General features: G+C 69.2%; 12 protein-coding genes. 11 read left to right on the forward strand and 1 reads right to left on the reverse strand.

Annotated elements, in window-relative coordinates:
- The 8 genes from HMPREF0058_RS05930 to HMPREF0058_RS05965 all read left to right on the forward strand — a co-directional run.
- On the forward strand, window positions 1–516 hold a 516-nt coding region (locus HMPREF0058_RS05930), incomplete at its 5' end, for a phenylalanine--tRNA ligase subunit beta-related protein (RefSeq protein WP_006548822.1).
- A gap of 132 nt (window positions 517–648) precedes the next feature.
- Complete coding sequence (locus HMPREF0058_RS05935) at window positions 649–1,146, forward strand: flavodoxin domain-containing protein (RefSeq protein ID WP_006548823.1); 498 nt, start codon at window positions 649–651, stop codon at window positions 1,144–1,146.
- A gap of 98 nt (window positions 1,147–1,244) precedes the next feature.
- Window positions 1,245–2,354, forward strand: a complete 1,110-nt coding sequence (gene argC, locus HMPREF0058_RS05940; RefSeq protein WP_006548824.1) for an N-acetyl-gamma-glutamyl-phosphate reductase — start codon at window positions 1,245–1,247, stop codon at window positions 2,352–2,354.
- The gene (argJ, locus tag HMPREF0058_RS05945; RefSeq protein ID WP_006548825.1) at window positions 2,351–3,562 is read left to right on the forward strand and encodes a bifunctional glutamate N-acetyltransferase/amino-acid acetyltransferase ArgJ; all 1,212 of its coding nucleotides are present in this window, start codon (window positions 2,351–2,353) and stop codon (window positions 3,560–3,562) included. Before argC ends, argJ begins: the two co-directional genes overlap by 4 nt.
- Before the next feature lie 101 nt (window positions 3,563–3,663).
- Window positions 3,664–4,536 (forward strand): acetylglutamate kinase, encoded by an 873-nt coding sequence (gene argB, locus HMPREF0058_RS05950; RefSeq protein ID WP_180950851.1) that lies wholly within the window; start codon window positions 3,664–3,666, stop codon window positions 4,534–4,536.
- On the forward strand, window positions 4,533–5,777 hold the full coding sequence (locus tag HMPREF0058_RS05955) for an acetylornithine transaminase (RefSeq protein WP_006548827.1): 1,245 nt from the start codon (window positions 4,533–4,535) through the stop codon (window positions 5,775–5,777). The genes argB and HMPREF0058_RS05955 overlap by 4 nt, the downstream gene beginning before the upstream one ends.
- On the forward strand, window positions 5,774–6,340 hold the full coding sequence (locus tag HMPREF0058_RS05960; protein WP_006548828.1) for an arginine repressor: 567 nt from the start codon (window positions 5,774–5,776) through the stop codon (window positions 6,338–6,340). Before HMPREF0058_RS05955 ends, HMPREF0058_RS05960 begins: the two co-directional genes overlap by 4 nt.
- A gap of 72 nt (window positions 6,341–6,412) precedes the next feature.
- Window positions 6,413–7,636 (forward strand): argininosuccinate synthase, encoded by a 1,224-nt coding sequence (locus HMPREF0058_RS05965; RefSeq protein WP_006548829.1) that lies wholly within the window; start codon window positions 6,413–6,415, stop codon window positions 7,634–7,636.
- 97 nt (window positions 7,637–7,733) lie between these two features.
- On the opposite strand, the gene HMPREF0058_RS05970 is transcribed toward HMPREF0058_RS05965, so the two are convergent.
- Complete coding sequence (locus tag HMPREF0058_RS05970) at window positions 7,734–8,018, reverse strand: hypothetical protein (protein WP_006548830.1); 285 nt, start codon at window positions 8,016–8,018, stop codon at window positions 7,734–7,736.
- Between the two features lie 202 nt (window positions 8,019–8,220).
- Between HMPREF0058_RS05970 and argH the strand changes: the two genes are divergently transcribed.
- The 3 genes from argH (at window position 8,221) to tyrS (ending at window position 11,821) form a co-directional block, all read left to right on the forward strand.
- Entirely contained in the window at window positions 8,221–9,756 is a 1,536-nt protein-coding gene (gene argH, locus HMPREF0058_RS05975) for an argininosuccinate lyase (protein ID WP_006548831.1), read from the forward strand.
- Window positions 9,757–9,760: 4 nt separating this feature from the next.
- The gene (locus HMPREF0058_RS05980; protein WP_006548832.1) at window positions 9,761–10,420 is read left to right on the forward strand and encodes a DNA-3-methyladenine glycosylase; all 660 of its coding nucleotides are present in this window, start codon (window positions 9,761–9,763) and stop codon (window positions 10,418–10,420) included.
- Window positions 10,421–10,546: 126 nt separating this feature from the next.
- Complete coding sequence (gene tyrS / locus HMPREF0058_RS05985) at window positions 10,547–11,821, forward strand: tyrosine--tRNA ligase (protein WP_006548833.1); 1,275 nt, start codon at window positions 10,547–10,549, stop codon at window positions 11,819–11,821.
- Window positions 11,822–12,090 lie beyond the last annotated feature (269 nt).

Consider the following 12,090-nt stretch of genomic DNA (forward strand, 5'->3'; position numbering starts at 1 on the left):
CAGCCCTACGCGCCCTGGCACCCGGGGCGCACCGCGCAGATCCGTCTGGCCTTGACCCGCAAGGGCAAGGAGCTCGTGCCTGGCGCCGTCGTGGCCCACGCTGGTGAGCTGCACCCGCGCACGGCCAAGGAGCTGGGCCTGCCCGCGCGCGCTTGCGCCGTCGAGATCGACCTGGAGCCGCTGCTGGAGGCCGCCGAGGCCGCTGGCGTCCTGCAGGTCAAGGCCGTCTCCACCTTCCCGGCTGCCAAGGAGGACATCGCCCTGGTCGTCGATGAGGCTGTCACCTCCGGGGAGGTCGAGGCGGTGATCCGCGAGGCCGCCGGCGAGCTGGCTGAGGAGGTGCGTCTGTTCGACGTCTTCCGCGGTGAGCAGCTGGGGGCCGGGCGCAAGTCACTGGCCTTCTCCCTGCGCCTTCGTGGTGACCACACCCTGACCGCTGAGGAGACTGCCAGCGTGCGCAAGCGCGTGGTCAAGCGCGCAGCCAAGCGTCTGGGGGCGCAGCTGCGTTCCGCCTGAGCAATCTGATCGCAGGCCAACCGGCCCGCCGTGCCTGGCCAGGTACGGCGGGCCGGTGTGCAAGTGCTCACGGCTCAGTCTTTGGGACTTTTCGACACCTCCTGAACGGGCCGATGCCGCCATACTGGAGGTATGAAGATCCTCCTGACCTGCTCTTCCCGTCACGGCGCCACCGAGAGCGTGGCCGAGGTCATCGCTGAGCGTCTGCGCGAGGCTGACCTCACGGTGGACGTCGCCAAGCCTGAGGACGTCACGGACGTGTCGGGCTATGACGCCTTCATCCTGGGCAGCGCTGTCTACATGACCCACTGGACGCCTGAGGCCGTGGACTTCACCAAGCGCTTCCGCGAGGAGCTGGAGGGGCACCCGGTGTGGGCCTTCTCCGTCGGCCTGTCTGGCCTGCCTAAGGGTGCTATCTCCGACCCTCACAGGATCGGGCCGGTGCTGCTGGCTCTTGACCCGGAGGACCACAAGACCTTCGCTGGGCGTTTTGACCCGAATCAGCTCTCCCTGCGTGAGCGGACCATCGCTCGCCTGGGCGGGGCCGCCGAGGGCGACTACCGGGACTTTGACGCGGCGCGCCAGTGGGCTGGCACGATCGCGGCCAGCTTGACGTCGGGCCAGGAGTAGTCCTGCCGAGACTGACGCCAGCTCAGGTGTGAGGAAGGCGACGGGGGTCCCACCCCGTCGCTTTCGTATTTGTATGCAGTCGGGCGTATGGTTTCTGTATGACCTGGACAGCATCCGTCGCCGGTGCGACGGGATACGCCGGCGGAGAGGTTCTTCGCCTCCTGGCCGCCCACCCCGATATTGAGATCGGTGCCCTGACGGCCGCAAGCTCGGCCGGCACGCTCCTGGGGCAGCACCACCCCCATCTCCGCTCGCTGGCACAGCGAGTGGTCGAGCCCACACAGGCCGAGCGGCTGGCTGAGCACGACGTCGTCTTCCTTGCCCTGCCTCACGGAGCCTCGGGAGGCCTGGCCGCCCAGATCGAGGCTCTCGATGCTGAGCGTGGCAGCCCTACCCTCCTCATCGACTGCGGCGCGGATCACCGACTGACTGACGCCGCTGCCTGGCAGGCCTTCTACGGCACTGAGTACGCCGGAGCCTGGACCTACGGCATGCCCGAGCTTCTGCACACCGGCGAGAGTCAGGCCAGGGCCCAGCGCGCTGAGCTGGCCTCGACCTCGCGGGTGGCGGTTCCTGGCTGCAACGTCACGGCTGTCACCCTGGCGGCCCAGCCTGGCGTGGTAGCAGAGCTTATTGACACCTCCCAGGTCACCGCCGTCCTGGCTGTGGGCTACTCCGGGGCTGGCAAGTCCCTCAAGCCGCATCTGAGCGCGGCCGAGGCCCTGGGCTCGGCCCAGCCCTACGCCGTCGGCGGCACCCACCGCCACATCCCTGAGATCGTCCAGAACCTGGAGGTCGCCGGGGCGGCGCCGGGATCGACCCGGTTGTCCTTCACCCCGGTCCTGGTGTCGATGAGCCGTGGGATCCTGGCGACCGTGACGGCTCCGGTGACCGACTCGGTCCTCCACTGCGAGCACCCGGACGAGGTCCTGCGATCGGCCTGGGCCCACGCTTACGGGGCTGCCGGACAGGGAGAGGCCCTCATCGACCTGCTGCCTGAGGGCACCTGGCCGACCACCGGCGCCGTGGCCGGATCGGGGCTGGCCACGGTCCAGGTCGCCTATGACCGCGGTGCTGGGGTAGCGGTCATGATGTGCGCGATCGACAACCTCGGCAAGGGCACGGCGAGCGCCGCCGTGCAGTCCCTCAACCTGGCACTGGGGTTGGACGAGACCACCGGTGTGGTGACGGAAGGAGTGGCACCGTGAGCGTGACCGCAGCCAAGGGATTCCGAGCCGCTGGCGTACGCGCCGGGCTCAAGACCTCCGGCAAGCCGGACCTCGCCCTGGTCGTCAATGACGGCCCGCTGGACGTGGCGGCCGGCGTCTTCACCACCAACCGGGTGGTCGCGGCCCCCGTGACATGGTCCCGGCGGGCCGTGGCGGACGGGCACGCGCGCGCCGTCATCCTCAACTCTGGCAGCGCCAACGCCTGCACCGGGACCCGTGGGGCTGACGACGCCGCTGTCACCGCGGCCCAGGTGGCGCACCTGCTGTCCACGGCCCAGATGGGCTCCAGCCAGGCCGTGACGGCCTGTGACGTGCTGGTGTGCTCCACCGGCGTCATCGGCGAGCCCCTGGACATGGAGCGTGTGCTGGAGGGCGCAGGCGCCGCGGCGCGGGCGCTGGCGGCCACGCCCGCAGCCGGGCACGATGCCGCCACGGCGATCATGACCACGGACACCGTCTCCAAGGAGGACGCGCTGACCCTCACGCACGAGGGCAGCAAGGCAACCTGGACGGTCGGCGGCATGATCAAGGGCGTGGGCATGCTCGCCCCGGGGATGGCCACCATGCTGTGCGTACTGACCACGGACGCCGTCGTCGAGACCGCCGCCGCCCAGCGCGCCCTGTCCCAGGCAGCGGCCCGCACGGTCAACCGGATCAACTCCGACGGGTGCATGTCCACCAATGACACCGTCGTCCTGCTCGCTTCCGGAGCCTCAGGCGTGACGCCCAGTCAGGGCGAGCTGGACGCGGCCGTCGCTGAGGTACTGGGTAGGCTCGGCCGGCGCCTCGTGGCGGACGCTGAGGGTGCCACCCACGACATCGCCATCACCGTCACCGGCGCGGTGAGCGAGGAGGCGGCTGAGCTGGCGGCACGCACGGTCAGCGCCTCGAACCTGCTCAAGTGCGCCGTCGCCGGCGAGGACCCCAACTGGGGCCGCGTCCTGTCCCAGTTGGGCACCGTGCCCGAGCGGCTGTGCCCCTTCAACCCGGACGAGGTCGACGTCACGATCAACGGGGTGACGATCTTCCGCCACGGCGGTCTGGGCGAGGACCGGTCACTGGTGGACATGACCCCGCGAGAGACCCGCATCGACATCGCCCTGCACGCCGGTGAGGCCCAGGCCACGGTGTGGACCAACGACCTCACCCACGGATACGTCACCATCAACGCGGACTACACGACATGACTTCCTCGACCACCTCTGCGGCCCCCACCACATCCACCGAGCCGGTCAGCGCCCTGGAGGCCCTGACCCCCACCCACAAGGCTTCGGTCCTGCTGGAGGCCATGCCCTGGCTACGCGCTTACCGCGGGGCAACGATCGTCGTCAAGTACGGCGGCAACGCCATGGTGGATGACTCCCTCAAGCGAGCCTTCGCTCAGGACATCCTCTTCCTGCACCAGGTAGGCCTGCGCCCCGTCGTCGTCCACGGTGGAGGTCCCCAGATCAACGCCATGCTCCAGCGCCTGGGCATTGAGTCCGAGTTCCGCGGCGGCTTGCGCGTGACCACCCCTGAGGTCATGGACGTGGTGCGCATGGTGCTCACCGGCTCGGTCCAGCGTGAGCTGGTCTCCCTGCTCAACGAGGTTGACTCTGACGCCGTCGGCATCTCCGGGGAGGACGGCGGCCTGCTGCGGGCGCGCCAGCGCCTGGCCACCGTGGACGGTGAGAGCGTGGACGTCGGCCTGGTGGGCGACGTCGTCGAGGTCGACCCCGGCCCGGTGACTGAGCTGCTTGACCAGGGACGTATCCCGGTCATCTCCTCGGTCGCGCCGCTGGTCACCGACCCGACCACCGTCCTCAACGTCAACGCTGATACCGCGGCGGCGGCCATCGCTATCGCCCTGGGAGCCCAGAAGCTCATCATGCTCACTGACGTCGAGGGCCTGTACTCCGCCTGGCCGGACCGCTCCTCGCTGGTCTCGCGGATCGGGGTCGACGCCCTGGAGGCGCTCCTGCCCGAGCTGGAGTCGGGGATGATCCCCAAGATGGAGGCCTGCCTGCGAGCCGTGCGCGGGGGCGTGGGCCAGGCACACGTGGTCGACGGGCGCGAGCCGCACTCGATGCTGCTGGAGATCGTCACCGACGACGGCGTGGGCACCGTCGTCTACCCCGAGCACTCCGCCGTCTCACGGACCAAGGGAGGGATGTCCTTATGAGCCAGGCTCAGCACGTTGCTGGCAGCCAGCAGGACTGGACCCAGCGCTACACCGGTGCGGTGATGAACACCTTCGGCACGCCCCAGCGCGTGCTCGTCCGTGGCGCCGGCACCGAGGTCACGGACGCCGACGGCCGGACCTACACCGACCTGCTGGCAGGTATTGCCGTCAACTGCCTGGGGCACGCCCACCCAGCCGTCGTGGCAGCCGTCACCGAGCAGCTGTCCACCCTTGGGCACGTGTCCAACATCTTCACCTCGCCCGCGCAGATCCGCCTGGCCGAGGAGCTGGCAGGGATCGTCTTCCCCTCCTGCGCGCCGCAGGAGACACGTGTCTTCCTGGCGAACTCGGGTACGGAGGCGAACGAGGCTGCCTTCAAGATCGCCCGCCGCCACGGCGGGACGGCCCGCCCACGCGTGCTGGCGCTGGAGCAGGCCTTCCACGGCCGCACCATGGGGGCGCTGGCACTGACCCACAAGGCCGCCTACCGCGAGCCCTTTGAGCCGTTGCCCGGTGGGGTCGAGTTCGTCCCTGCCGGCGACGTACAGGCGCTGGCGGCGGCGATGGGACCGGACGTCGCTGCGCTCATCATCGAGCCCATCCAGGGCGAGGCAGGGGTGCGCGAGCTGCCCGAGGGCTATATCGCCCAGGCGCGTGAGCTCACCCGCGCCGCAGGTGCCTTGCTCATCATTGACGAGGTTCAGACCGGGATGGGGCGCTGCGGCGCCTGGATGGCCCACCACCTCCTGGCTCCCGGCGTCGTGCCTGACGTCGTCACCCTGGCCAAGGGCCTGGGCGGAGGCATTCCGATCGGTGCCGTCGTGGCGAGCGGGGCGGCGGCCAGCCTCCTCCAGCCTGGGCAGCACGGCACGACCTTCGGGGGCAACCCGGTGGCCTGCGCCGCCGCGCTGGCCGTTATCGACACCATCCGCTCCCAGGGTCTGCTGGAGCGGGTGCGTGAGCTGGGGGAGCAGTGGGCGGGGCAGCTGTCCGCGCTCGAGGGCGTGACCCAGGTACGTGGCCGCGGCCTGCTGCGTGGTGTCGGCCTGGCTGAGGAGGTGGGCCCCGCCAGCGAGGTGGCGGCTGAGCTCCTTGAGGCTGGGTTCATCGTCAACGCCCCTCGTCCACACACCCTGCGGTTGGCGCCGCCCTTTGTCCTGAGCGATGAGCAGGCTGGGGCCTTCACCGCGCAGCTCGGGCGGATCCTTGCCAGCCGTCTGACCCAGGCAGGTGCTGCATGAGCGCGTCCAGTCCCGATACCTCCGTCCAGTCCTCGGCCCCGCAGACCAAGGCTGCGCGCCACGCCCTGATCACCCAGGTGCTCGCCAAGGAACGCATCCGGTCCCAGGCCGAGCTGCGCCAGGTACTGGCCGAGCGCGGCGTGAGCACTACTCAGGCCACGCTCTCGCGCGACCTGGTTGAGCTGCGGGCCACCAAGGTCCGCAGTGCCGGAGGCTCCCAGGTCTACGCCATCCCGGAGGCCGGAGCACCCGGGCAGGTCCAGGGCGGGCTCACGCCAGCCTCGGCCGACGGCGCCCTGGCCGACCACACGACCTCGCGCCTGGCACGCTGGTGCGCTGACCTGCTGGTCACCGCCGAGTGGGCGGGGCAGCAGCTCGTGCTGCGCACGCCGGCCGGGGCCGCGCAGCTGCTGGCCTCCGCCGTTGACGACGCCATGCTTCCTGGGGTCCTGGGGTGCATCGCCGGAGACGACACCGTCTTGGTCGTCACCCGCAGCCAGGACGTCGCCAGCCAGGTGGGGACCCACCTGCTCTCACTGGCTGATCCCGCCTCGCGGGCCTAGGACCTCTCACCACCCACGACCACCTGTGCCCAGGGCCCTCCTGTGGCACCAAACACGATGAAGGAAACACATATGAGCGCATCCAAGGACCGCGTGGTCCTGGCCTACTCCGGCGGGCTGGACACTTCCGTCGCCATCGGCTGGATCGGCGAGCAGACAGGCCGTGAGGTCATCACGGTGGCGGTCGACGTCGGTCAGGGCGGGGAGGACCTGGAGGTCATTCGTCAGCGTGCCCTGGACTGCGGTGCGGTGGAGGCCTACGTGGCTGACGCCCGTGACGAGTTCGCCAACGAGTACTGCATGCCCGCGCTCAAGGCCAACGCGCTGTACGAGGGCAAGTACCCGCTGGTCTCGGCGATCTCGCGTCCGGTTATCGCCAAGCACCTGGTCAAGGCGGCTCGCCAGTTCGGTGCCTCCACCGTTGCCCACGGGTGCACGGGCAAGGGCAATGACCAGGTCCGTTTCGAGGTGGCGATCACCTCGATGGCCCCGGACATGGACTGCATCTCCCCGGTGCGTGACCTCGCCCTGACCCGTGACGTGGCGATCGAGTACGCCGAGAAGCACAACCTGCCGATCGAGACCACGAAGCACAACCCCTTCTCCATCGACCAGAACGTGTGGGGCCGTGCCATCGAGACCGGGTTCCTGGAGGACCTGTGGAACGCCCCGACCAAGGACGTCTACGTCTACACCGACGACCCGACCTACCCGCCGCTGCCTGACGAGGTCGTCGTCCACTTCGAGCAGGGCATTCCCACCGCTATTGACGGTCAGCCCGTCACCCCGCTCCAGGCGATCCAGGAGCTCAACCGCCGTGCCGGCGCGCAGGGCGTGGGGCGGATCGACATGGTGGAGGACCGCCTGGTTGGCATCAAGTCCCGTGAGATCTACGAGGCCCCCGGTGCGGTCGCCCTGATCGAGGCCCACCAGGCGCTGGAGTCGGTGACCCTGGAGCGCATGCAGCGTCGGTACAAGAAGCAGATGGAGCAGGCCTGGGGCGAGCTCGTCTACGAGGCCCAGTGGTACTCGCCGCTGAAGAAGTCCATGGACGCCTTCATCGAGGACACGCAGAAGTACGTCACCGGAGACATCCGCATGGTGCTGCACGGGGGCCGTGCGGTGGTCAACGGCCGCAAGACCGACACCGGCCTGTACGACTTCAACCTGGCCACCTACGAGACTGGCGACACCTTCGACCAGTCCTCCTCGCGCGGGTTCATCGAGATCTACGGCATGCAGTCCAAGCTCGCGGCCGCGCGTGACGTGCGCCTGGGCAACGGCGTGGGCTTCTGAGGCCCGTCCCAGACGGTTCGCGCGAGCCGTCTGGGCTGCAGGACGACGGCGGCCGGTCACCTTCACCTGGAGGCGACCGACCGCCGTCGTCACACGCTCAGGACCGCAGGGCCTCGGCGAGCAGACCCGTGGACGCCAGGATCAGGCCGAGGACTACGGCAACGACGGCCCCGATGATGTACCAGGCGAAGGTGGCACGCGCCCAGTTCCTGCGTGAGGGCGAGGAGGTGGCCCCGAATGCCACGACGACGAGGTAGATGAACCCGACGACCGGGATCGCGGTCACGAGGATGGCGATCATCCACGAGCCGACGGAGTCGGCAGGGTTGTCGTAGATCTCGACGTGATGGTCACCAGAGGCCCGGTGGGTCTGCGTGCTCATGGGGTCTCCTAGCGAGGGAAGGACAAGGACGGGCCCGGCGTGCGGAACGTCGGGCAGGACTGCGCGGTCGGAAGGAACGCGTCGGTCACGGGGCGCGATTGTGCCACTGGCGGCACGGGGGACGATCCGCGCCAACGAGCGGCGGGCGTGCCGAGGCTGGGCAGTGTCGCCCTGAGCCGCACCGATGGCCCACAATGGGCCTATGACGAGTCAGACGACGCCTGGTCCCGCGGCACCGGCCGCATCCTCCACGAGCCCGGCAGGCATCAGCCTGTGGGGCGGGCGCTTCTCCGGCGGGCCGGCCCAGGCCCTGGCAGCGCTGAGTGTCTCCACCCACTTCGACTGGCGGCTGGCCCGCTACGACATCGCCGGGTCGCGCGCCCATGCCCGTGCGCTGGCGAGCGCCGGGCTCCTGGACGAGGCCCAGCTCGATGGCATGCTGGCCGCCCTGGACCAGCTGGAGGAGGACGTCGTCGCCGGTACCTTCGCCCCCGCTCCTGAGGACGAGGACGTCCACACCGCCCTGGAGCGCGGTCTCATGGAGCGCGCGGGCCAGGACCTCGGCGGCCGCCTGCGCGCCGGCCGCTCACGCAACGACCAGATCGCCACCCTCATCCGCATGTACCTGCGTGACCAGGCCCGGCACGTGGCTGGCCTCGTGCTCGACGTCGTCGACGCCCTGGTCAACCAGGCGTCTCGCGCCGGCGAGGCCATCATGCCGGGGCGCACTCACATGCAGCACGCTCAGCCGGTTCTTGTGGCCCACCAGCTGCTGGCCCACGCCTGGCCGCTCATGCGCGACGTCGAGCGCCTGGAGGACTGGGACGTGCGCGCAGCGGTGAGCCCCTACGGCTCTGGCGCCCTGGCAGGCAACACCCTGGGCATGGACCCCGATGCGGTGGCGGCTGACCTCGGCTTTGACTCCTCGGCGGAGAATTCCATCGACGGCACGGCGGCTCGTGACGTGGTCGCCGAGCTCTCCTTCATCCTGGCGATGACGGCCGTGGACGTCTCGCGGCTGAGCGAGGAGATCATCATCTGGAACACCAAGGAGTTCGGCTTCGTCACCCTGGACGACTCCTTCTCCACCGGCTCCTCGATCATGCCGCAGAAGAAGAACCCGGACGTGGCCGAGCTCGCCCGAGGCAAGGCTGGCCGCCTCATCGGGGACCTGACTGGGCTGCTGGCCACCCTCAAGGCCCTGCCGCTGGCCTACGACCGTGATCTCCAGGAGGACAAGGAGCCTGTCTTCGACGCCGTGGACACCCTGGCCATCCTGCTGCCGGCAGTCAGCGGCATGGTGGAGACGATGACCCTCCACTACGACCGGATGGCTGAGTTGGCTCCCCAGGGATTCTCGCTGGCCACGGACGTGGCCGAGTGGTTGGTCAAGCAGGGCGTGCCCTTCCGTCAGGCCCACGAGATCTCCGGCGCCTGCGTGCGCGAGTGCGAGAAGCGTGGGATCGAGCTGTGGGACCTGTCCGACGACGACTTCGCCCGCATCGACGAGTGTCTGACGCCGGCAGTGCGTCAGGTGCTCTCTGCCGAGGGCTCGGTGGCGGCGCGGTCCGGGCACGGCGGGACCGCCCCGGTGCGAGTGGTCGAGCAGCTCGCCCGGGCTATCGAGCACAGCGCTGAGCTGCGCGTCTTCGCCTGGGAAGGATCCCTTCTGGACGGGCCCTCGGGGCCGCTGGGATCCGGGCAGTGGGAGACGGCGGAGGCCGACGAGAAGGCCTGAGGACGTGAGCGAGGCTGACGGGGCCGTGGAGACACCGGCTCCCGTCCTGCGGCTGCTGGAGCGCGACAGTGTGGAGGTTGCGCCGCTGCTTCTGGGGGCAGTGGTGACCTCCTGCTCGCAGGAGGGTGAGGTCTCGGTCAGGCTCACCGAGGTCGAGGCCTACCGGGGTGAGACAGACCCCGGCTCCCATGCCTACCGCGGTCAGACGGCGCGCAACGCAGCCATGTTCGAGGCTGCCGGTGCGGTCTACGTCTACTTCACCTACGGCATGCACTACTGCGTCAACCTTGTGTGCGGGCCTGCCGGCCTGTCGCGGGCGGTCCTGCTGCGAGCAGGCGAGGTGGTGGCGGGACAGGAGCTGGCTCGCTCCCGGCGTGTTGCTGCTCGGCAGGACCGTGACCTCGCACGTGGCCCGGCGCGTCTCGCCCAGGCGCTGGGGCTGTCACGGCAGGACGACGGCGCTCGTATCGGGCCGGTGGGCAGCAGACTCTGTCTGGCGCTCCCAGGGCCTGGCCAGGTCGACCCCGCGCTCGTGCGTCAGGGGCCGCGCACCGGCGTGAGTGGGCCGGGCGGTGACGCGCAGCGCTTCCCGTGGCGCTTCTGGCTGGAGGCAGAGCCCAGCGTCTCGCCCTACCGGGCGGCGCGGCCTCGCCGTCGTTCCTGAGACGGACGTGAGCGGCCGGAAGGTGGCGGGCATGGCAGACTAGCGGGGCTGAGGCCTGTGGGTCCCAGCCCCGCGCCCGGACCGGGACGGGACCGTGTTTGAACAAGACCTGGAAGGCTCACGACCGTGACCGACATCCTGGATGAGCTGCAGTGGCGGGGCCTGATCGCCCAGCACACCGACATCGACGCGCTGCGAGCAGCGCTCAATGAGGGCAGTGTCACCTTCTATTGCGGTTTCGACCCGACGGCACCGAGCCTGCACCACGGCCACCTCGTTGCCGTCAAGGTGATGCGGCACCTCCAAATGGCCGGCCACCACCCGCTGGCCCTGGTAGGCGGCGCAACGGGTCTCATCGGTGACCCGAGGGCGAAGGGCGAGCGCAGCCTGAACACGAAGGACGTCGTGGCCGGGTGGGCCAGGAGCCTGCAGGCGCAGCTGGAGAACCTCCTTGACTTCGAGGGAGACAACCCGGCCCGGATCGTCAACAACCTGGACTGGACCGGTCAGATGACCGCGGTCGACTTCCTGCGTGACCTGGGCAAGCACTTCCGCATGGGGACAATGCTGTCCAAGGACATCGTGGCGCGCCGTCTGGCTAGCGAGGAGGGCATCTCCTTCACGGAGTTCAGCTACCAGATCCTCCAGGCCAATGACTACCTGGAGCTCTTCCGCCGCTACGGGTGCACCCTGGAGGTGGGCGGTAACGACCAGTGGGGCAACCTTGTGGGCGGCATGGACCTCATCCACAAGGTGGAGGGCGAGTCCGTGCACGTGATGACCAACCCGCTCATCACGAAGGCGGACGGCACCAAGTTCGGCAAGACCGAGGGCGGGGCGATCTGGCTCAACCCGCAGATGCTCAGCCCCTACGCCTTCTACCAGTTCTGGCTGCGGGTCGACGACGTCGACGTCGTGCGCTTCCTCAAGGTCTTCACCTTCCTGGACCGTGAGGAGATCGAGCGCCTGGAGCGGGCGACCCAGGACAACCCCAAGGCCCGCGAGGCCCAGAAGGTGCTGGCCCGTGAGGTCACCACCTGGGTCCATGGCGCGGCCGCAGTGGAGAGCGCCGAGGCTGCCACCCAGGCGCTGTGGGGGCGCGGCGAGCTCAGCGATCTGGATGAGGCCACGGTGCTGCAGGCGACGGCGGACCTGCCGACGGCGCAGCTGGAGGTCGGGCGCTCAACCATCGTTGACCTGCTGGTGGCGGCGGGCCTGGAGAAGGGACGCAGCGCGGCACGCAAGACGGTCGCCGGTGGCGGTGCCTACCTCAATAACGTCAAAGTCGAGGATGAGGACCGCGTGGTGACCAAGGACGACCTTCTGGCCGGGGGAGTAGTGCTGGTGCGTAAGGGCCGCCGTAACCTGGCAGTGGCGCGTCAGGAGACGCCCCAGGCCTGAGAGCTGCCACGACGAGGCGGTGACCACGCGCTGTGCGCAGGGTCACCGCCTCATCATTTGACCGCCGGATAAAGGCTGCGTATTGTTCTCTGCGGCCCGAACGGCGGCGGAGAGATCTCCGAGGCCTTCGGGAGCCGAGAACTGAAGAGAGTCATTGAAGAGATCGGGATCACGAGAATCCGGTTTGACTTCAAAAAAAAGACTCACTAAAGTTCATCGGGCGCTTCCGGAAAGAAGCGGTCCACGAAATGTGGAAAGTGAAATTCCGG

The organism is Actinomyces urogenitalis DSM 15434, assembly GCF_000159035.1.
Lineage (GTDB): Bacteria > Actinomycetota > Actinomycetes > Actinomycetales > Actinomycetaceae > Actinomyces > Actinomyces urogenitalis.